Here is a 20,028-nt window from a genome sequence, read left to right as displayed (position 1 = left end):
TTCGTGTTACCACCTCAGTTTATTGATATGTTGCCACATCAACCTCTTCGGGTACGGCAATTTTTAAAAAATTGATTATACCCTATCTCTTTAACGGGAGATCCCGTCGCAGTATCACTAAAAAATTTTAGATCCGTGCGAAGCTCAGAGACTTTTTTCATTAAGAACATTATTACTCCTTCTCACCTATAGGAGCTCTCTGGAAATAATGGATCAAAACTACTCTTCTCTTCTTAGCCGTATATTTGATATTAGATAATTAAGAAAACTATATCGTAACTAAATGGTTGAGTCAATGAATAATTGAATTGTATTTCACTACAATTCCTTTATTGGTTTATTTTTATAATTTTTATGTAATTAAGAACTACCGAAGCTTTATACTATAATGTCTCATTGATTTAGGTATTCCTTTTAACTCGAGTACACCACTGTATACTAAATGCCGAATCCTATATTCTAAAAAGAAATAATCCATATAAGCTTCCTTTTGTGTCCAGATTTCTCCAATCACAGTTCCAGTCCTTATAAATTCTTTCGTTCCTTGTTTATGATGGAGCTTTTCAATTGTTTCGATAATGAGTGGATCATAATGATCTTCTGATATACATTTAATTTTATCGTCTTTCCACAAACGTAACACTTCTTTAGATTGGGATAGTTTTTCCCATTCCCTATGAAATTGAAGTCGTTTTTTAGGAGATAATGGTTTATTCTCTTTATTTTTTTCAAAAAATAATCTTAGATTTTTCGGATCAATTTGAGCTGTATGCAAAATAGGTTGCACTTCTTCAGTAGCACTATATTTCTTATAGAATTCAGTAGAGTTCATAAGAAAAATATCATTTGTCTTTTCTCGCAATAAATAGAGGTAAAAACGAAGACCTGTTTGTTCATCAGCATTATTACCACACCAAATATAGATTGGAACATTATTAGCTATATCCTCAATCTCACGCAGTGTATTGTTAAACTTATTTTCATATTCATAATCATCTTGCTCAAAGTTAATATTTTCAAATAGCCATTCCTCACGAAAGCTTTGACCAATTTTTTCATCTAACTTCCACAATGGGCCAATCGAAAAGGAGTCTGGAAATCCAATTACAGTCTTTGGTCTTTCAACTCCTACTCTTAAAGAACCTGCAACAGACTCTGAAGTTACGATATGTACAGCACCAAATTGATTCACCACCCCCTTCATATGTCGGCTTTTTTGAATATGCTTATTTATTTCTTCCACCATCTTGTTCATATCATCCTGATTTATCATGAATCCTTTTCCTTCAACTGGCTGGCTTTTCTTGTAGTTGAACGTTTCAAAGCTTTCTGTATGATTAAGTTCAAATGTCTCCCATCTGCCAATATCTTTCAAATCCGAAATTGTTACATATTTTTGTGTTTCCATGTGATAAACAAAAACGACATTGGGTTCCATAAAAAAATAGATAAATGGATAATTGATTTTAGTTTTAATTAGGACCTACCACCTTTTCCACAATTTTACCATAAACACATCTCTGACAATCGTTATTCATTAGTAAAAAAGCGGCTCTACTAATTGCTACCGATTTATGAGAAAAATGCAGCAGCTATCAGCAACACTACTTAAAATACACTTATTTACTATAAGATGAATAAATACTCCTTCTTTTTTATCTAACAAGTATCTTCAGTTCTGCATAAAGTAATATTTTTCAACTATAAGTTAAATTCATTTTTGATCATAAGAGCTACTTCCTGTGCATCCAATTTTGTATTGTTAATTCGTAAGTAATTTTTTCTTTTGATTTCACCATCTATTGAGTTTAACCTTCTATTTTCTAATGTGCTAAGTAAATGTTGTTCCGATTGCTCGACATTTCGCTTGGTTGGCTTGTGTTCAAGTCGATGGGTTGTTTTTCTAATTAGCCTCTCTTCTACATCTGCTTCTAATTCCACGAAATAGATCTCAACCCCTTGAGAACTAAAAATATTACATATATTTTCAATCTCATCCCAATCTTCTTTTTGATCAAAATACCATATTTTCGTAAATATCATTCCGTATTGATCACTTTTGGAAAAGGAAAGAAATACTTCTCGACGAAATAAGTGTGTTAGACTCCACATTTCAGAACTAAATCCAAATAGAGGTTCTAATAAATCAATGGTCATAGGGTTATGAAACAACTTTAATCCAGTTAAGGACGATAGTTGTTGTCCAACTGTCATTTTCCCAACAGCTTGTGGTCCAAATATAAAAAAATTTTTCCAACGTATTTCCTCCAAATAATAATTAAGAAACTCGTATTTTGTTCAGTTAGAAAATATCTTAACGAATTTTAAGTAAAGCCGCATTACTCATCTTTTTACAAAATTATCTTATAAATAGAAACAACCAAGTTATACTGAATATGATAAAGGAAGCTGAAATGGTCAACCAAATTGTATTTTTGGATGTATGAGCTTCGGTATCTCTACTAACCTTTTTGATTAGTGATACTAAATTTAAGCAAAATACAATTGCTAAAATTGGATTTAAAATAAATGCTGCTCTTATTATTAATTCCATCATTTCACCCCACCTAGACTTTCCTCGATTTAGATAACTCTTCAATATTAACTTCTTCTTATTCACCAAAGTACCTTTGCTGCAATTATTCAGATACTAACACTTATCTAAAATGAATATATCAAAATATATTGATATTTGCGATAATACACTTGAATACTTTCTTTAAATGGAGGGAAATAAATGTTAGATATGTTTTTATATAATTGGAAAGTAAGAGAAGAATGGTTTAATTGGTGTCAAAATATTTCACATGAAGAATTAATTAAGAAACGTGTTGGAGGGCTGGGAAGTATCTTACATAATTTATTTCATGTAATCGATTGTGAGCAAATTTGGTTTAATCAAATGATAGGAACACCGGTAATTATTAAAGATATTAATACTATATCTAATCTAAAGGAAGTTATCGAGTTTTCAAATATTACAAAAACGAATACGCTCATTTTTTTACAATCTTATACTAGTGAAATTGGTAAAAAAATTATTGAAATGAAAAGTAAGAATGGAACTACATATAATTTTTCTTATGATAAAATAATCCGTCATGTCATAACACATGAGGTTCACCATATTGGACAATTATCTATTTGGTCAAGGGAAATCGGGATTAAACCAATTTCTTCAGATTTATTATTTAAGTAATTATAATATAAGTCAAAACCTCTTTATGCTTGTAAAGTATAGGTTTTGACTTTATATTTCAACTATCCTTCCGTTAGTTGAATCAGAAGATCCGTTTTTGAATCCCAAGCTAAGGAGAATTCTTCTACTGTTGAATATCTTTCTTTTTTATTTGTATTAATTGCCTTTATTGCTATTTCATATAGTTCCTTACCTGCATCCCATTTTAATATAGAACGGTCAATTTCTCCCCCTAACAATCCAAATGCTATTGCCCCCATATTAAACACATTCGTTATTTCATCAATTTCAGCACCTAATTCAAATTCTTCTGGGGACATAAATCTAGATGAACCCCAAAGTCTACCCATTGTATTTATAAATGGTTTTTTCTGATATAAATCAATGTCACAAATCTTAGTTACATTTTTATTAAAATCATATAAAATACTCCCGTCATAAAAGTCAACTGCTACATAATTATTCTTTTCCATATTGACATGGAATTCTAAAATACTTTTAAATGATTCTAAGCGCTTTTCAATAGGCAACTGTTTAAATCGAAAAAAAGGGGAATCAGGATGAGTATATTTATGAGGAGGAGGAAATGACCAATGGGAATGAAGACATTCACCATCAAACCAATCAAAAACTAACGCATATCCCTTCTCAACCTCAAAATGGTCAAGTAGATTTATTAAGTGTTCGTGTTGTAAATCTTGATAAATTGGTATTGAATTCTTTAACCTTGCTATTGCATCTTCTGGTAGTCCTGAATATTCTTTCGTCTTCGCACCTGCATATTTCACAAACTTTTTTATTCCATCCTTTTCAATTCCGAAGCATATATTTCCAGAATCTTGTTCAGCAAAAACGCTGAACACTTCTCCATAATCTTTTAGCCATTCGAAGTTATGTTTCTCTATTAATTGGAATGATACTCTATCTAAATATATAACTTGCAACTCGTCCATGTAAAACCTCCAGTTATTGTTCAAATAAGGACTTATTCTATTTCTTTGATAAATCTTTTATAGATTTTTATTCTAAAACTAGTTAATATAAAACTTTCTTAATACTACCTTTATTTTTTATATTATATTCAGTGCTTTAAACTATATCTGAAGGAATTACAACAGCATTACATGCTTTTTCATAAAACTCTATTGGTCCCGCATCTCCAATAATTGCATACTCATAACCAATGTCACTCATATCTTTTAAACAATGATGCAGTAAAGAATAGCCAATCCCTTTAATTCTGTTGGTTAATTCAACACCCATAGGACCAAAATAACATTTCTTACTCTTATAAATATCAAATGCAGCAAACCCAACAATATCTCCGCTATTATCTAAAGCAATGTATATCGGAGGATCACTTAATAGGAATGCTTCTCTAATAGTTTGTGACCACTCAATCGAGAAATTAGTTTCAATAAAATGAACAAGATCGTTAACATCCTTCTTATTAACTTTACGGACAAAGGATGAATTAATTACTGGGAATGAATAATTCCCAATATTAGTAATCATATCTCGCGAGGTAGTACCAAGGGATAAAATTATATTTCTAGTCTCATTGGACAAGAAATTGTCAATTACATTTGTTGTTATTAATGCTTTAAGTAAATGACCTTCATTTACATATACTTGGTTATATCTTTTCATATAACTAATAGCAACTTCCATAACTTTAACTACATTTTTAGTAACTCTCACGTTGAAAAAAACACTGTTTGTTGTATTTTGATTTGGAATATCCTCCATTTTCGCTAATTCTTCTTTCAGTGAGGTAATGTCTAAATTGCTTTTAAGAGATATTTCTCCAAGAGCTCCTGTTTTCTCATTCAAACATGCTATTAGGAGGTATCCTGGCTGTAATACCTTAAATTTTGATAATTGGGCTTCATTTTCAGCGTATTCTAATATCCTAAGCATTCTACTCGAAAAATTAATATTTGAATTAATCAGTTATCCCACCTCCTATTAAGCAACATACAATATAATGACCCATCCACTTTAGCTGAAGAATGTAATTTAAAAATATATTAAGTAAGGATAGGTTTTATATTCAATAACCCCTTATCAACTGATGTCTCTATATAACCAACTATCTGATCAAACGTAAATACATTAAGTTTTTCATTTATAACTTCCTTATCGTACTCCAGATCACCTAATACATAAGGAATGAATTGTTCAACCTCTTTGGATTTAACCTCTTGCAAATCAAGGACTGTCGAAGGGAACTTTAGCATTTTTCTCAATTCATCCGTAAAACCATAGTATTCTAATAATTTTCCATTCAGTAATCGGAAATCATTATGGTATAAACTTAATATTTCTTTACTAGCTTCCATTCTGTTTTTCAACCAAGGAAGATAAAAACCTTTCAGCCATATATCATCAGCGATCAAATGTGTAAAATACCCCAATATATAATGACTTTCTACTTGCGAAGCATATTTATGTAAAAATCCTTTATAATCAATACTTCTTGAATAATCTTCTACTTCTCCTATAAAGAAATGTGACAAATCTTTAGGTGAAACAGCATCTGGAGCAATGCCTCCTATTAAAAAGGGTATTTTATCTTCTATCGATAGATACTCTGCGATTCTATTTGCGCTAACCAAGTGCATTATTCTTGAACCCATACTTCCCCTCACCCTTTAAAAATTTTCTTCAATCTTTAAGATAGTAAGTTATCCATTTACTAATAAGTTATTTATACTGGTCATTTTTTTAATCTCATTAAATTACTACCATTTACATCTGTTGAAAAACCGAATTTTTCATAGAATCCTACTAATCTTTCAGGACAATATAGTTCTACTCTGTCTACCTCTCGAACTAGTGGATGTTCTAGAATACTTTTCATCAAAATAGTACCAATTCCACTATTCCTAGAATTCTCTTTTGCAATAACATCGAAAATAAACGCTCGATAAAGTGTATCTGTAATCGCTCTTGCAAATCCAATTAAATCTTCCGTATCATTATCAACTAATCCAACTACCACAGCACTGTTTTCTACCATTTTTCTTATTTCTGTGAGCTCACGTTCCTTCGTCCACCATTCGTTTTTAAATAGACTATGTAAATCTTGTAATTGTTTATCGTTAAACTCATCAATAATCATATAATTCACTTTCTCTTAACCCCCACAAATAATTTGTTATTAAATATTCTCTTCCCGTGCTCACTCAAAAGAACATGAACATATCTATCAATATTCTACAAAAGCCCTCTAAATCCTCCTTCACCTGCAACCTTACATAACTAACACAATCTAAAAAGGACTCATTAAACGGAATGCTATCCCGCATAACAACTGTTGAGTATTTGGATAATGGATACCGACTAGAGCATTCATTAGAATTGCTAAAAAATATAAAGATGCTGGAGTGGATGTGTTCCATGTTTCAAGTGGTGGTGAAGCAACTCCAGGTAAAATAAAACCAGCAAATACTCCTGGTTACCAAGTTCTGTTTGCTCAAGCATACAAAGAAGCATTAAATGTACCGGTAATTGCGGTAGGCATACTAGAAGATCCATATCTTGCATAAAAAGTGATCGAAAAAGGCGATGGCTTATTTAAGTATCTCAGCAAGTTAGAGATTAATTAATTTTAAGTTTTAGCCTAAAAATTCTTGAGGTGTATACATATTTAATTTGAAATAAAAGCCAAAATATAAATAATACTCCGCTTACAGTAAACAATCCAACTGGGAATAAATAATACCAATCTGGAAAATAGCTATGTACGATATAATATTTCCCTGCATTGAATCCTTCAGTTGGGTAAAATAATTCAGTTATCAATTTCCCTTCCTTTACAGCATTTATTGGAAACAAATATTCTGCCTCTATTAAATCTAAATCTAAATATTGTACGTCATTGATTACGTCTTTTTTGGCATATATCGCAATACTTTCAGATGTATGAAATTTGTCATTAATAACTTGAAGAGTATTTTCGATATTATTGATATCATTATTGGAAAGCTCTTTACCATTAATTTGATTAACTAAGTTATCACGAACCACACTGTATTTAGATTTTATTAAATCAGCTAGATTGAAACTTATTAATCCCAAAACTAAAAACAAAAGGAAAAAATAAAATAAACCCTTAGTTTTCTTATTAAATCCAACAAAATTCATTCTAATCCCTCCGTTTATTTGCAGTTTTAGTAATATTCTATGTAATATCAAAAAAACCTTCTTTTTTTTGAATCTATGCCTATTTCTTGTTGAACTAACCTGCAACGGGTTGAGAGTTATGAATTTCTACTTCTCTTGTACTAATAAATTCAAAAACTCAAAACCATTATTCTTCGTTATATTCAAATAACTACCTCCAAGTCTGCAAATGCAGTTATTTCACTAACCTGCATAGCCTAGTTGAGGAACAACGATCAACGCAGCCGTTGGATTAATAAGCACTTATTCTCAATTTTTGTTTAAATCATTTGAAATCCACCTTACTGCTTCAGCTAAATTACCCGCTATATAATTCTAAAGAATAATTTAGCCCAGTATGTGGAAATGGTTCACTGACGAAGTATCGGTATGAATGGCATGAAGTTGAACCTGATTTGGATAATTCTTTTCATTTTGTTACAGAACACTCTTTCCTTTACTTTCCAAACATTATTCAGTACCTTTAACTTACTTAACAATAAAGAGGATGATACCGTGAAAATAAATATGGTCAAAATCATTACGATTCTATCAATAGTTGCAACTATCATGTGGGTTGGAGGTTTATTTTTAACGATAAATGATCAATTTTTCAAGAACCCTCCTCCATCTGAACCAACTTCAACTGCCATTTCGTTAAACCCAGCTCAAACAAAGGGCATCTCAATCGTTGCCCTAGGGGATTCATTAACACGTGGAACTGGAGATTCAACTGGAAAAGGATATGTTCAATACATGTTGGTCGATTTGAAATCAAAAACGAAACAAAAAGTGCAATTATCGAATTTAGCAATAAAGGGCCTTACTTCCCAACAACTTTTAAACCAGCTTGAAAAAACAGAAATTCAAAGACAATTACGTGATTCCAATCTGATTGTTATGACCATTGGTGCGAATGATTTATTTCAAGGAGGCAATACGCTCTCTAATCTTGATCAGTCAGTTATTAATTCACTTGAAAAAAACTATTTAGGCAATTTGAAAAAAATCTATGACACCATAAGAGAAATTAATCCACAAGCACCCGTTTTCCACGTTGGAATTTACAATCCTTTCATCGAATTACCCAATTCCGAAAATACTTCCAAGGCTGTTCGCAGATGGAATTTCGATACTGCAGAGTTGGCAGCTTCTTATAAAAAAATTGTGGTGGTGCCAACTTTTGACTTATTTGAAATGAATGTAAATGATAATTTATCCAGTGATAAATTCCATCCAAACAGTAATGGGTACCAATTAATCGGAAATCGTGTTGCAACTCTCATTACCTTTGAGAAGGAGAATAATCAAAATGAATAGCACTCAGTCTACTTTATTTGTTAAAAATCTTAAAAAAACAATCGGGAAAAAAGATATCATTAAAAATATTACATTCGAATTGAAGCAAGGGGAGGTTTTTGGATTTCTGGGTCCGAATGGAGCAGGTAAAACAACCACAATTCGCATGCTTGTTGGTTTGATTAAACCAACGTCAGGGATGATTTCCATTTGTGGCTACAATTTAGAGGGAGATTTTTCTAATGCCATAAAAAATCTTGGATGTATCGTGGAAAATCCTGAACTTTATCCTTATTTATCGGGCTGGGAAAATATGCAGCAGTTTGCTCGAATGGTTCCAGAAATCAATGAATATCGTATACATGAAGTCATTGCCCAAGTCGGACTTCAAAACCGAATTCACGATCTAGTTAAAACCTATTCTTTAGGAATGCGTCAGCGACTTGGAATTGCCCAAGCCTTATTGGGAAAACCCAAAGTTCTCATTCTTGATGAACCTACAAACGGTCTCGATCCCGTAGGAATAAGGGAAATGCGTGAATTTATTCGGATGTTGGCAGAGAAAGATCAAATAAGCATTCTTATCTCCTCCCATTTACTCAGTGAAATCCAACTTATGTGCGATCGAGTAGCGATTATTTCAAAAGGAGAAATCATTAAGATTGATTCAGTTGCACATATACTTGCCGAACAGGAGCGAGTATCTTGGAAGCTTCATCCGATAGCAGAAGGCAGAAGAATTTTATCAGAAGAAACAACCATATTGTCTGAGCAGGATGGATTGTTAATTACTCTTTATGATGAGCAAAGACTCTCGTTCATTAATGAAAGATTGGTTCGCGAAGGTGTTAAAGTAAGTGGAATCCAAACAAAACTTCCAACGCTTGAGGATTTATTTATCGAGTTAACTGGAGGTGAAACGATTGATTAATTTAGTACAGAATGAACTCATCAAGCTTGTTCGTAAAAAGCGTCTATACGTCATTGTCGCTATTGTGGCGGTTCTTGTTGCATTGTTTACTTACGCTCAAATGAAAGAAGTGAAATCTTTACAAGAACGATTGGGCACTACCGACTGGAGAACGCAATTGCAACAGGACATTGTGAATACACAAAACCGCCTTGCATCTAGTACGATTCCAGATGATTTCCGTAAATATTTACTTATTAGAGTCAGCCAGCAGGAATATTATTTGGAACATGATATCGATCCCTCTGCACCAGGAGCCCCTACCTTCATGCGCATATTTTTGGAAAACTCTATTGACCTATTGTTGCCGCTGATGGTTGTCGTCGTCGTTGGTGATTTAGTTTCCTCCGAATTAAGCGGTGGGACAATTAAAATGCTCCTGACGAGACCGGTTAAAAGGTCGCGGATTTTACTGAGCAAGTTTCTTACCATGATTCTTTCTGTTTCCTTTATCGTGTTGTCCCTTGGTTCATTGTCATATCTCATATCGGGAATTGTCTTCGGATATTCCGGTTGGACGATGCCTATTCTGACCGGATTTTCAACAAATGGAGATGACCTCGTCACAACGTACGTTCACGTAATTGGCCAATGGCAATACCTTCTGATGGAATTGGGTCTTACTTGGTTTGTTGGAATCATTGTCGGATCAATTACGCTGATGCTTTCTGTCTTAATACGCAGTACGGCAGCTGTGACTGGCGTTATGCTGGCAACTCTTATCTCGGGTCCCATTTTAGCCAATATGGTCTCATCTTGGGAATCGGCAAAATATCTATTTATGGTCAATCTTCGAATCACGAATTATATCAGTGGAGGTGCTCCCCCCATACAAGGAATGAACCTGGGCTTTTCGATGACAATCCTTACAATATGGGGAATCACAGCACTTCTTATTGCCTTTATTACTTTTACGAAAAGAGATGTGTACTAATTTCAGTTTAGTAAGTCTTTAATTGGAATCTACAAACTAAAAAAGTGTGTGAATGCTTAAGAAATAAAAAGTAAACAGACTTATTTATATGCATTAAATGAAATTAAGGAGGGGATTTTCACATCCCCTCCTCTTCTGCTTGTTAAAACATCCCAATTTTAAAAAAGACCACACCCATCATAAAGATCTGGTGTTGTTTTACCTCGGGCTGATCAGCAATTTTTTAAAAAGACATTTCTTTTCTTACAGAATAGGAAGACCTATAATGGATATAACTTATTTTTCAGAGGAGAGTGACAACAATTGACTAAAATAGAGAGAAAAGCAAATTCTAAAAAAATTGCGAATTGGTCACTCGGCATAATGGGTATGGGATTCTTGGCTACCCTGCCAATAAACGATTCCAAAACGGGAAAGTTGTTGCAAGGAGGATTTGAAGCAGGTCTTATAGGGGGCTTAGCCGATTGGTTTGCAGTAACTGCGTTATTTCGACACCCACTCAATATAAAGATCCCTCACACAGCACTCTTACCTAAAAACCGTGAACGGATCATTCAAACAATTTTACACGTATTAGAAAATGAATGGCTCACGAAAGAAAGTATTATTAATAAAATTAACAACATCCAAATTGCACAATTGCTAATAGACAAAATAGAAACGGAACTTCAAAGTAATGAGATGAAAAAGCAACTTCAAAAAGCCACTATTTATCTAGCTAGTAATTTCGATTTAAACCCATTCAAGCCTCAATTTGAGATGTGTGCAAAAAAACTTATGAGTAACATCAAAACAGAATACGTGATTCAAATAGCCATTGATAAAGCATTAGAAAATCAAATGGATGAAAAATTATATACAATGACCCTTAAAATGGTAGATAGTAAATTGTCTGACCAAAATACAAAAGATGAGATTACTAAAATGATCACAAACGCAATTGAAAAAAATTCAGAAAATAAAATTTTTGGAATCGCCTTAAAATCTTTGATGTCTATGGCTAGTGGAAAAGTGGCAGAAATCATCGATGTTACGATCACGGAATTTCTAGAAGACTTAAATAGCGATACCAGTGAAAACCGAAAAAAAATCATTGGTTTTATTCAAAACGAAATGGAGAAAGTTAAAAACAACGAATCCGTTATTCAACAAATCGATACACTTAAGCAGAGTACAATAAATAAATATGACATGAAGCCATTATTTGAAACTCTAAAAAATCAAATTCAAAACCTTTTGTTGGAATACGTTCGACAAGAAAATTTCATAGATGACATACTCTCGCCAATTATTAAAAAAGGAATTGTCAAATTGAAAGAACATCCGACCGCACTATCGAGATTAGATGCGTGGATAAAGGAAGAAATTCTCGATATTATCGAACAAAATCACCAAAAAATCGGGCAATTAGTGAAAGATAATTTGGATAAGATGACAAACGATGAAATTACAGTGTTGCTTGAAAACAAGATTGGAAACGACATCACTTGGATCCGTGTAAATGGGGCATTATGCGGTGCCTTAATTGGACTTGCCTTAACTGGAATCAAACTACTCACAGGATAAATTCTGCCCCCGAATAAAGCACCAATCCTTCTTTCCGTACCATAAACACCTAAACATAAAAAAGTTCAAAATCTTTATACATTAAGTGAGTTAGTTGCGTTTTTAAACAGTATTAACGAAGAGTTCCAATACAAGAAAGAGAACTGGTTTATTAAATATTGAGTTTCCTAATATAAAGGCGTCCCTATTATAGTAGGAACGCCAGTTTTTTTCTCTTAAACTCTTTTTGAAATAATAAACACTCCACCACAATGTGATATTGGGTAGAACACGCTTTTACTCAAATTCTTTAGCATAAAATTTAACTCCTCATTAACAAAATAAAATTCCTCATCATCCCAATAATTTAAACTATTTAATCGACAAGATTCTAACTGTACCCTCGTTTCGAAAGCTATATCCCCAATATAGATGTTGCCGTCTTCAGTAAGTAAAGTTAGCAATTCTTCAATTAGCTCAACCTTCTTTTCATCTGTAAGATGGTGTAAAACGTAAGTACTCACGATTGCGTCATACTTTTTGTTTTTGATTGTAGCTGGCAATCCACGAGATAAGTCCCACTCGTCTAAATTAGCTTGCGGCATTTTAGATTGTGCAATTTTAATCATTTTAGATGAAAAATCTAACCCATCAATTTGATGATCATTTTCGTAAAGTTTTGATGTTAAAACACCTGTCCCAAAGCCAATATCTAAAACGGACGATTCGTTTTTTTGCATTATTTCGTTAAAAATTGTATTTAGAATTGTTTTATAACCTGCAAACGGATATTGATTGTTTTCTTCACTCAGCTGAACAGTTTTATCATAACCATCCGCCCATAAATTAAATCCTTTTTGATTTAGCATGAATGCTCCCCCTATTGTTCTAATAAGGCTATCGAGCATCTAAATTATTTTAATGATTACTTGATAGCCGTTTCCTTTTCTTTTTTTACGATATAATTAAGGTTATTAAAAGTGATTTTTTCCATAAAAACCCCACCTTTCATTGTTAAATTGATTATATAGAAATTTCTATAAATTCACAATATGGTATTCTATTGTGGCTTCAATAAAAATAGGTATTGATCAAAATGATCAATGAAATACCAAGGAATCTTGCTTCAGTGAGAAATACAGACTATCCCATTAATCATTTTCTACTCCGATAATTTGGAAATAGATAGCTTTAAGGGATACGAATACATTTTTACAAAGTAAATGTACTTCTACATTTTTTGTATTATCCGTAAAATAAATAATGTAGCAATAAATTTAAGACCTAAAAGGTGGGATAGAATGAATGCAATTTTAACAGTTATACCAATTTTACTTATTAGGCATGGTATATTAAGTGCGATAAGTAAAGAGGGGTCTAAACGTGCAGGTTTCTTTGCTCCATTATCGAAAAAAGAAAAAGTAGCTTACTGGATTTATCAAATTACGACCGCCGTTATTCTATTATTTTTAATACTACTCAAAATTAGAACAGACTCTGTTCTGTTTTATATTGGGCTGATAATCTATATTTTAGGAATTGTTCTATATACGGTATCTACAGTAAATTATGCTCATCCTAAAATGAATGGGATAAATGTAAACGGGTTATATCGAATATCCCGAAACCCTATGTATGTTTCATATTTCATTTACTTCATGGGTTGTGCATTGCTTACTCATTCATGGATATTACTTGGGTTATTAATAGTTTTCCAAATTTCAGCTCATTGGATTATTCTTTCAGAGGAAAGATGGTGTATCAATAAATTTGGCGAAGAGTATATAAAATATATGAATAGCGTGAGACGTTATTTTTAGATTTGTGTTGTATAAACTTGATATTCAAGTGTTGATTTCTCAACTTCAAATAATATTCATTAAGTAGTCCATACTTAATTCCTTAAAAATAATAAATATTATTCTTAAACATAGCCTTAATTGTATTTTATTCTTAAACCGAAATCTTCTACTGCTTGAGTAGGGTTATCAATTCATATAGCCAAGATCTTTATCTACTACAGAGGATGAAATAATACGCGATATACCAGACCGGAGAGACTTTATTTAGGCATCTCCTATATAAATAAATTTAAATTCCATGTCTATATCAAAAGACATATGAATTAATTGTGATCTTTCATTCTTTGGATCATCAATAAAATAACTTATCTCCATCCCACCCGGTTGTTTAATAAAGTTGGCGATGTACATAAAATTTCCAGTCAATTCGATAGGAAATGGTGTATTGGATTCTGGTACACCAAAATCTACTGCATCTTCCTTTACTTCAAATTCAACATCAAATTCCTTCTTTAACTCTTCAAATTTACCTTCTGAAATATAACGCAGTATTTTCCGTGCTTCGCGATCAGCTTCCTGTAAAGACGATCTATAATTTACGTCCGGAATGAAGTTAAGTGCTTCAATTTCTTGTTTCAATTCCCCAATTTCCTTTTGCTGTTCTTTGATCTGGCTCTCGTATTTGATAACTATTTGATTTTTTTCATCTTCATCCGAGCAGCCTACAACAAACAACAAGATAAAAATAAGTATCCCTAATTTTTTCAACTAATCACTCCCCCTGAAAAAGTAAGACAATTATTTTTATTATAATAAACTCCCTCTATAATCATTGAGGGATCAACAGTTTTCACCTTATTGGTTGAAGAAGATAATTAATTTTTAACTACATAATGTAGTTCTACAAACTGATTGAAAATCCTTGTTCCTTTTAATGAGAGGTCTAATTGATAATCTCCTTCTTTAAATAATGGAATTCCTTTTCCTATTATTGTTGGAGCAACTGTTAAGATAATTTCATCAACTAATTTTTCTTTTACAAAATATTGTAACAATTCTCCTCCACCAACAATCCAAATGTTTCTTCCTTCTTGATTTTTCAATTTATTAATAAGACTAACTATATCATCATTAACAAATTTGACATCTTCGGTATCCTTAATTGAAGTCCTTGTGAAAACGTAACATTCTTTATTTTTATATGGGAATTCACCTGCATCATGTTTTGCAATCCAATCGTAAGTTTTTTTTCCAATTAAAACTGTATCTACTGTCTCATAAAAATCTGAATATCCATTATCACCTTCACCTTCAACATTAAATAACCATTCTAATGACTCATCTTTAGTAGCTATGTATCCATCTATACTTTTTGCAATATACAATACCAATTTACGTTTTTTACTCATAATTAACCCCCTAAAAAGAATGTATGTTCGTTTGTAATATAACAATAATTAAAGCACTTTACAACTAACCTTACTTGATCCCATCGATGAAGAGCAAAATCAGCCCTTCATCACAGAGAATCCAAGGTAATAGATTCAATACTTTCACTACTCTTGGGAGAGGAAGACTGATACATTATTTTCTTTAATTATACGAATATTTTTTCAAGTTTCTTTCTTGAGTCATTACTACAAACATTTGAAAAAAAGGATATAAGATATTTTCTTGCATCTTCTTTGTCAATATTAATGGACTCAATTCTATTTCTATTAGCCCATGAGTCATATGTTTCAAAAGCTGTACTGCTCCATCCTTTCTTTTCACTTTCTGCATTTCTTTTCTCATGAATGCCTGAAATTACAATATCCATTGTTCCTTGTAATTCTAATAAAGCGTTCTCAAATATCCTTTTTTTGTCTTTTTCCTTTAGTCCTGCCATCATTCTTAATGACCTTGTGTCTATCCCTTCCTCTTGGCTAATAATTTTGTATATACCAAAAGCCTCTTTTGAAACGTTTCCATTAAAATATCGTTCTTCAATAGACTCTGTATATCCTAAAACCTTCTTTACATATGGGAGAAGCTGGCGCGAAACCAATACCGATTTTTTCTTGATGAATTTACCGTATGCCGCAACCCCGTCTGTTGAAAATTTTGTCCTCCAAATCCATGGATCAAACTCTGATTCAGAATGCCAATACTTTGCTAAAGTAATAGTATTTAAAGAAGGAAAATCGGGTATTAAAGGGGCAAGGGGAAGTAAACCAATCTCTTCTATTACATCTAAGGCTTCCTCATATGTTTTTACTTTATATTCAATCAATTTGTTATCTCCTTTTTTAAAAATAGACATATGGACTAATTTCTATATTTAAATTAGTTTTTCCTTCTTGAACTAACCTCCCCCGATAGATTTCAAGAAAAAAACTGTTTCATATCTCATTGTTCATCTACTAAACCTACTTTTAGTTGAAAAAAAGCTACTTATCGGTAAGTAGCTCTTTCCACAATTATTACTACTATCCATTAAAAACCTTCTACTTTTTGCTCCGAGATTATTTTTCTTACTTCTCTTGTTATTGTAATCTATTACTTACACCTGGAAATCCTCCATCATGTTCAAAGTAATCGGTACTACACACTATTTTGCAATAAACACCGAATTTGAGTTACCTTGCTCTATACGGAATTCCAACGCTCGCTTGAATAATACAAGTGCTTCTTCCAAATTTCCACTTTCTCCCTTCGCCCAGCCGATGTTATTATATAACGAACCTAACCAACGGCTGGCTTTAGGATGATTTTCGGCATACTCTAGCGACTTCATATTCCATTCCATTCGTTTCTCGGAAGTTGCTTCAGCAATTCCCAACATGTGAGCTGCATCAACAGCATAATCATCCTCACCAGATTGGATTCCCAATTCCCGTGCGTGGAGGAAAAACGGAATAGCGTCCAGACGTCGAGATGAGGAATTAAAAACTCTACATCTTTCTAGAAAATATCTAATTCTAGCTACACTTAAATCTTTGTTTAATAAACTCTCTGCACGTTCAAGCGTCTCATACGCTATTTCATATTTTGACTGTAATCCCTGAGAACGTGCTATTTGAGTCAAAAGTTCCACTAAGTAGCCAATGTTTCCTGAGTCCTCTGCTTGCTTTAGCAAACTGATAAATTTCTGCTAGGTTTCTTCAGGATGATTGTAATCCCAAAGCACATCAAAATTTAACGTAAATCACTCTCCACATAGAATAATATTTGATTAATACAAATTCCTTATTTTAATACCATAATGATTGAAGTTTCTTCTCTTCCAAGCTCAACAAAACCTAAACTACGGTACAGATTTATAGCATTCGTATTATCAGCATCTACACTTAATGATAATGCTTTAAAGCTATTATTTTTTGCTTCATCTATTATTGAATGCATTAGTTGAGTGCCAAGACCTTTTCTCCTTACTTCTTTTTTAATAGCAATTCCTAACTCAGGTGTATCATCGTTCACATAGCCATACCCACGTTCTTCACTGCTAAATAATCTATACCATACTGCACCTACAGGAGTTCCTGTATTATCAACCGCTATTAACGCTTTGTCACCTTTTCGACCCCAGTTTTGGTGGTATTTCTTCAACTCATCTGTATAAAGAAGTTCATCTAGGGGTGGTTTTTTCTCTATCTCTATGTGAATTGACTCGTAAAGCATGTCCATTAGAAAACTCTTTTCATTCTCATTTATGTATCTTATTTCAAACAATTTCATCCCCCCTTGAATTCACTGTTTTTTATTATTTTTAGGCGCAGTTTTTTCTAATCCTTTAGTGCCAGTTTAACCGATGTATTAATTTCTTCTGTAAACACGCCAGTTGGATTAATGTTCAATAGTTCTTCTTTTAAATGCTCTTCAAATGAATTCGCATTTTCTCCAAGAAATCGTTTAGAACCAAAAGAAGTTGAATAGTGATTCCCGATAATAGAATCGATTGTCCATAACTGTACATATGGTGGCATTTGATGAACTTCTAATTTGAACTTTGAGTTAGCTATTATTTCTTGGTGTGTAATTTCCGGATGGGAATAAATCGTATTACCTGCTCTTCTTTTATTTCCGTACCAATGGTTTACTACATCTTTCACTTTCTCTTGCCACGCTACGTGAACTCCATTTGGAGAAAAATTGTCTATAATAGCTATACCCCCTCCATCAGAAATTATTTCATATAAATGATCTAGAACGAGAGGTCTATCCATCCAATGAAAAGCCTTGGCAATAGTCACCAATCTGAAATCTTCGTTGGATAGGCTTTTATATTTTTCAACATCCCCAATAAACCAATCCGCATTTTCAACTCTATATTCTTTGCTAAGATTTTGTGCTACTTGAATCATCTCAGATTCCAAGTCAACTCCAACTATTTTTTCAAACCAATCCGAAAACCTTAAAGCTAATCTTCCATCACCACAACCTAAATCTAGCATTTTACCCTTTCCATCTAAAGAAAACCTACTTATTAAAAATCTTATTAAAGAAGCAGAATATAATGGCCTATGACGTGAATAATATAATGCTGAACCTTTAAATAAATCCTCACCGTAATTTATCAATTAATAATTTCCTCCTAAGTCTTTATCTAAAAGATTTTCCCACTATTTGTTAAATCACTCGAATATCTGTGATATATAAAATCTTTAAATACACTTTTTATCATTAAATATCTCTCCCAATCTTCTTCATTCAACTCTTATGTTAATTCCCTTGAATAAATAATAGGAGCAACGGTGGGCTTAGTTACATCTATTATTGCAACTTCAATTATCTTTCCAAAAATCGTGTCGAATGTGTTGGAACAGTAATTAAATGCTTCTAATAATTTTTCTGAGGACAATCTATTTGCTAAAGTACAATGAGGTATCCAACTATTCGGTAAATATAACGAATTAGGATTATCATTATGTATATTAAAATTCCGATGATGATTGGCGTGGAGTTCAAATAATTTATTCGTAACTATTGGCGAAAAAAACAATGTCCCCGAATTTAAAAACGAACCAATTGTACTAAAAGTAATATCGACAGCTTCTTTATCTTCATAAAATTCATCCATCTGTTTCATAAACGTCTTTATGTCGATATGATTGTAGCTGGCTAAAGTGATGTGGGGTCTTCTATCTTCTACTTCATATGCATAATTACTAATCGACTTTTCCTTTAACTCTTTCCAGATCTCTTTAATCATCTGCTCCGTTTCACCATCAAATAAAGCAATTACTCCGTACATTTTTTTATCACCATCTATTCTTATTCTCTTAGGAAGATTCCATGTCTTTTAAAGAGCCGATCTATCTGCTAATTCTAAAATTCTATGAATAAATTCGCTTTTCGCTTCCGTATATTCCAAACGAGATTTCGATTTCTTTGCTAATAATATTTTTAATTGTTCATATTCCCTTGTGACCTCAGGATGTTCTCTTAAGTAGTTACGAAATTTGAGATGTCTTCGCAATTCTTCATTATCCTTTGTACATACATATAAATGATGTTCTACCCATTGTTTTTGATCGTCCCTCCAAGGAACAAACTCATCTTTTCGAGCGAAGGCTTCTCTCCCCTCAATACCTAAATTACCTTCATGTAAATATCCTATATCAAAAAGTTTTTGAGAGACAATTCCAAACTTACTGTTATTATCTATGACTATATCTAAATCAATAATTGGTTTAGCAGCTAAACCTCTAACTGAGGTACTTCCAACATGCTCTACTTCAATCATTAATTCGCCAAGAATTTCACTCAATATTTGTTTTAGTAAAAGAAATTCACTTCTCCATTGTTCTTTGTATGATACGATTATTATTCCAGAGGGATTTTCATGCTCATTAAGATCCATTTTCGTTTCCTCCATAAACTTTTCTGTTATCAGTATTTGTAAAATTCTTGGAATCCCACATCATTTAAAAAAAATTGATACAATAATAAAACCGACTATTAATACAAGAATAAGAACTCCAGTACTTTTCCATCCCATATCCGTAAAACTACCAGTACCTGTTCGATTAAAAGCATCATTTAAATTCCCGGTTGGATTCCTTTTCAATTCTTCTAGTCTTAATCTTTCTCTTCTATTTTCAGGTGTTTCCTTTTCTGTATTCATCTGAAC

Annotated in this window: 24 protein-coding genes and 1 other annotated feature (1 of these 25 only partly in view); of the genes, 7 read left to right on the top strand and 17 right to left on the bottom strand. The window is 32.5% G+C overall.

The window, feature by feature from the left end; translation table 11 throughout:
* Positions 1-244: a binding site (T-box leader), on the bottom strand (it extends 22 nt beyond the left edge of the window).
* 123 nt (positions 245-367) lie between these two features.
* Positions 368-1,408 carry a DUF1835 domain-containing protein gene (locus ACTSKG_RS03190; protein ID WP_464756703.1) on the bottom strand — a complete coding sequence of 347 codons (1,041 nt, stop codon included), beginning with the start codon at positions 1,406-1,408 and terminating at the stop codon, positions 368-370.
* A 293-nt stretch (positions 1,409-1,701) separates the two neighbouring features.
* Complete coding sequence (locus ACTSKG_RS03185) at positions 1,702-2,214, bottom strand: shikimate kinase (RefSeq protein ID WP_464757955.1); 513 nt, start codon at positions 2,212-2,214, stop codon at positions 1,702-1,704.
* Between the two features lie 523 nt (positions 2,215-2,737).
* On the opposite strand from ACTSKG_RS03185, the gene ACTSKG_RS03180 reads away from it, so the two are divergent.
* On the top strand, positions 2,738-3,199 hold the full coding sequence (locus tag ACTSKG_RS03180; RefSeq protein WP_464756702.1) for a DinB family protein: 462 nt from the start codon (positions 2,738-2,740) through the stop codon (positions 3,197-3,199).
* A gap of 62 nt (positions 3,200-3,261) precedes the next feature.
* Here the strand turns inward: ACTSKG_RS03180 and ACTSKG_RS03175 are convergent, their stop codons facing one another.
* From ACTSKG_RS03175 to ACTSKG_RS03160, 4 genes are all read right to left on the bottom strand, one after another.
* The gene (locus ACTSKG_RS03175; RefSeq protein WP_464756701.1) at positions 3,262-4,152 is read right to left on the bottom strand and encodes a serine/threonine-protein kinase; all 891 of its coding nucleotides are present in this window, start codon (positions 4,150-4,152) and stop codon (positions 3,262-3,264) included.
* Positions 4,153-4,288: 136 nt separating this feature from the next.
* Entirely contained in the window at positions 4,289-5,137 is an 849-nt protein-coding gene (locus tag ACTSKG_RS03170; RefSeq protein ID WP_464757953.1) for a GNAT family N-acetyltransferase, read from the bottom strand.
* A gap of 92 nt (positions 5,138-5,229) precedes the next feature.
* Complete coding sequence (locus ACTSKG_RS03165; protein WP_464756700.1) at positions 5,230-5,838, bottom strand: hydrolase; 609 nt, start codon at positions 5,836-5,838, stop codon at positions 5,230-5,232.
* Between the two features lie 80 nt (positions 5,839-5,918).
* A complete protein-coding gene (locus tag ACTSKG_RS03160; protein WP_464757952.1) occupies positions 5,919-6,323 on the bottom strand; it encodes a GNAT family N-acetyltransferase in 405 nt (134 codons plus the stop codon).
* A gap of 265 nt (positions 6,324-6,588) precedes the next feature.
* Here ACTSKG_RS03160 and ACTSKG_RS03155 point away from each other — a divergent pair, with 265 nt between their 5' ends.
* Complete coding sequence (locus ACTSKG_RS03155) at positions 6,589-6,750, top strand: hypothetical protein (RefSeq protein WP_464756699.1); 162 nt, start codon at positions 6,589-6,591, stop codon at positions 6,748-6,750.
* A 52-nt stretch (positions 6,751-6,802) separates the two neighbouring features.
* Here the strand turns inward: ACTSKG_RS03155 and ACTSKG_RS03150 are convergent, their stop codons facing one another.
* Positions 6,803-7,348: a hypothetical protein gene (locus ACTSKG_RS03150; protein WP_464756698.1), complete on the bottom strand. Its 546-nt coding sequence runs from the start codon at positions 7,346-7,348 to the stop codon at positions 6,803-6,805.
* A gap of 534 nt (positions 7,349-7,882) precedes the next feature.
* Between ACTSKG_RS03150 and ACTSKG_RS03145 the strand changes: the two genes are divergently transcribed.
* From ACTSKG_RS03145 to ACTSKG_RS03130, 4 genes are all read left to right on the top strand, one after another.
* Positions 7,883-8,686, top strand: a complete 804-nt coding sequence (locus tag ACTSKG_RS03145) for an SGNH/GDSL hydrolase family protein (RefSeq protein ID WP_464756697.1) — start codon at positions 7,883-7,885, stop codon at positions 8,684-8,686.
* The gene (locus tag ACTSKG_RS03140) at positions 8,679-9,596 is read left to right on the top strand and encodes an ABC transporter ATP-binding protein (protein ID WP_464756696.1); all 918 of its coding nucleotides are present in this window, start codon (positions 8,679-8,681) and stop codon (positions 9,594-9,596) included. The genes ACTSKG_RS03145 and ACTSKG_RS03140 overlap by 8 nt, the downstream gene beginning before the upstream one ends.
* Positions 9,589-10,569: an ABC transporter permease subunit gene (locus ACTSKG_RS03135; RefSeq protein WP_464756695.1), complete on the top strand. Its 981-nt coding sequence runs from the start codon at positions 9,589-9,591 to the stop codon at positions 10,567-10,569. The genes ACTSKG_RS03140 and ACTSKG_RS03135 overlap by 8 nt, the downstream gene beginning before the upstream one ends.
* Before the next feature lie 303 nt (positions 10,570-10,872).
* Positions 10,873-12,135: a DUF445 domain-containing protein gene (locus ACTSKG_RS03130; RefSeq protein WP_464756694.1), complete on the top strand. Its 1,263-nt coding sequence runs from the start codon at positions 10,873-10,875 to the stop codon at positions 12,133-12,135.
* Positions 12,136-12,350: 215 nt separating this feature from the next.
* Here the strand turns inward: ACTSKG_RS03130 and ACTSKG_RS03125 are convergent, their stop codons facing one another.
* Positions 12,351-12,983, bottom strand: coding sequence for a class I SAM-dependent DNA methyltransferase (locus ACTSKG_RS03125; protein WP_464756693.1), 633 nt, complete (start codon positions 12,981-12,983; stop codon positions 12,351-12,353).
* A 432-nt stretch (positions 12,984-13,415) separates the two neighbouring features.
* Here ACTSKG_RS03125 and ACTSKG_RS03120 point away from each other — a divergent pair, with 432 nt between their 5' ends.
* Positions 13,416-13,934, top strand: a complete 519-nt coding sequence (locus tag ACTSKG_RS03120) for a methyltransferase family protein (RefSeq protein WP_464756692.1) — start codon at positions 13,416-13,418, stop codon at positions 13,932-13,934.
* A 246-nt stretch (positions 13,935-14,180) separates the two neighbouring features.
* Here the strand turns inward: ACTSKG_RS03120 and ACTSKG_RS03115 are convergent, their stop codons facing one another.
* From ACTSKG_RS03115 to ACTSKG_RS03075, 9 genes are all read right to left on the bottom strand, one after another.
* A complete protein-coding gene (locus ACTSKG_RS03115; protein WP_464756691.1) occupies positions 14,181-14,684 on the bottom strand; it encodes a hypothetical protein in 504 nt (167 codons plus the stop codon).
* A gap of 107 nt (positions 14,685-14,791) precedes the next feature.
* Positions 14,792-15,325: a dihydrofolate reductase family protein gene (locus ACTSKG_RS03110; protein ID WP_464756690.1), complete on the bottom strand. Its 534-nt coding sequence runs from the start codon at positions 15,323-15,325 to the stop codon at positions 14,792-14,794.
* Between the two features lie 188 nt (positions 15,326-15,513).
* Positions 15,514-16,188, bottom strand: coding sequence for an AlkZ-related protein (locus ACTSKG_RS03105; RefSeq protein ID WP_464756689.1), 675 nt, complete (start codon positions 16,186-16,188; stop codon positions 15,514-15,516).
* A 318-nt stretch (positions 16,189-16,506) separates the two neighbouring features.
* Positions 16,507-17,034 (bottom strand): hypothetical protein, encoded by a 528-nt coding sequence (locus ACTSKG_RS03100; protein ID WP_464756688.1) that lies wholly within the window; start codon positions 17,032-17,034, stop codon positions 16,507-16,509.
* A 110-nt stretch (positions 17,035-17,144) separates the two neighbouring features.
* Complete coding sequence (locus ACTSKG_RS03095) at positions 17,145-17,627, bottom strand: N-acetyltransferase family protein (protein WP_464756687.1); 483 nt, start codon at positions 17,625-17,627, stop codon at positions 17,145-17,147.
* Positions 17,628-17,680: 53 nt separating this feature from the next.
* A complete protein-coding gene (locus tag ACTSKG_RS03090) occupies positions 17,681-18,475 on the bottom strand; it encodes a class I SAM-dependent methyltransferase (RefSeq protein ID WP_464756686.1) in 795 nt (264 codons plus the stop codon).
* 137 nt (positions 18,476-18,612) lie between these two features.
* Positions 18,613-19,149, bottom strand: a complete 537-nt coding sequence (locus ACTSKG_RS03085; protein ID WP_464756685.1) for a 2'-5' RNA ligase family protein — start codon at positions 19,147-19,149, stop codon at positions 18,613-18,615.
* 48 nt (positions 19,150-19,197) lie between these two features.
* The gene (locus ACTSKG_RS03080; RefSeq protein WP_464756684.1) at positions 19,198-19,758 is read right to left on the bottom strand and encodes a GrpB family protein; all 561 of its coding nucleotides are present in this window, start codon (positions 19,756-19,758) and stop codon (positions 19,198-19,200) included.
* Positions 19,759-19,818: 60 nt separating this feature from the next.
* Complete coding sequence (locus ACTSKG_RS03075) at positions 19,819-20,022, bottom strand: DUF6366 family protein (RefSeq protein WP_464756683.1); 204 nt, start codon at positions 20,020-20,022, stop codon at positions 19,819-19,821.
* Positions 20,023-20,028 lie beyond the last annotated feature (6 nt).

The sequence above is a fragment of the Psychrobacillus syltrankelensis genome (assembly GCF_055454035.1).
This window is presented reverse-complemented; position numbering and strand designations above follow the sequence as displayed.

Excerpts from the sequence above, each read along its gene's own strand:
- ACTSKG_RS03125 (WP_464756693.1), bottom strand. The coding sequence starts at position 12,983 with ATGCTAAATCAAAAAGGATTTAATTTATGGGCGGATGGTTATGATAAA.
- ACTSKG_RS03110 (WP_464756690.1), bottom strand. The coding sequence starts at position 15,325 with ATGAGTAAAAAACGTAAATTGGTATTGTATATTGCAAAAAGTATAGAT.
- ACTSKG_RS03175 (WP_464756701.1), bottom strand. The coding sequence starts at position 4,152 with ATGGACGAGTTGCAAGTTATATATTTAGATAGAGTATCATTCCAATTA.
- ACTSKG_RS03150 (WP_464756698.1), bottom strand. The coding sequence starts at position 7,348 with ATGAATTTTGTTGGATTTAATAAGAAAACTAAGGGTTTATTTTATTTT.
- ACTSKG_RS03160 (WP_464757952.1), bottom strand. The coding sequence starts at position 6,323 with ATGATTATTGATGAGTTTAACGATAAACAATTACAAGATTTACATAGT.
- ACTSKG_RS03120 (WP_464756692.1), top strand. The coding sequence starts at position 13,416 with ATGAATGCAATTTTAACAGTTATACCAATTTTACTTATTAGGCATGGT.
- ACTSKG_RS03080 (WP_464756684.1), bottom strand. The coding sequence starts at position 19,758 with ATGGATCTTAATGAGCATGAAAATCCCTCTGGAATAATAATCGTATCA.
- ACTSKG_RS03140 (WP_464756696.1), top strand. The coding sequence starts at position 8,679 with ATGAATAGCACTCAGTCTACTTTATTTGTTAAAAATCTTAAAAAAACA.
- ACTSKG_RS03085 (WP_464756685.1), bottom strand. The coding sequence starts at position 19,149 with ATGTACGGAGTAATTGCTTTATTTGATGGTGAAACGGAGCAGATGATT.
- ACTSKG_RS03165 (WP_464756700.1), bottom strand. The coding sequence starts at position 5,838 with ATGGGTTCAAGAATAATGCACTTGGTTAGCGCAAATAGAATCGCAGAG.
- ACTSKG_RS03185 (WP_464757955.1), bottom strand. The coding sequence starts at position 2,214 with ATGACAGTTGGACAACAACTATCGTCCTTAACTGGATTAAAGTTGTTT.
- ACTSKG_RS03190 (WP_464756703.1), bottom strand. The coding sequence starts at position 1,408 with ATGGAAACACAAAAATATGTAACAATTTCGGATTTGAAAGATATTGGC.
- ACTSKG_RS03180 (WP_464756702.1), top strand. The coding sequence starts at position 2,738 with ATGTTAGATATGTTTTTATATAATTGGAAAGTAAGAGAAGAATGGTTT.
- ACTSKG_RS03075 (WP_464756683.1), bottom strand. The coding sequence starts at position 20,022 with ATGAATACAGAAAAGGAAACACCTGAAAATAGAAGAGAAAGATTAAGA.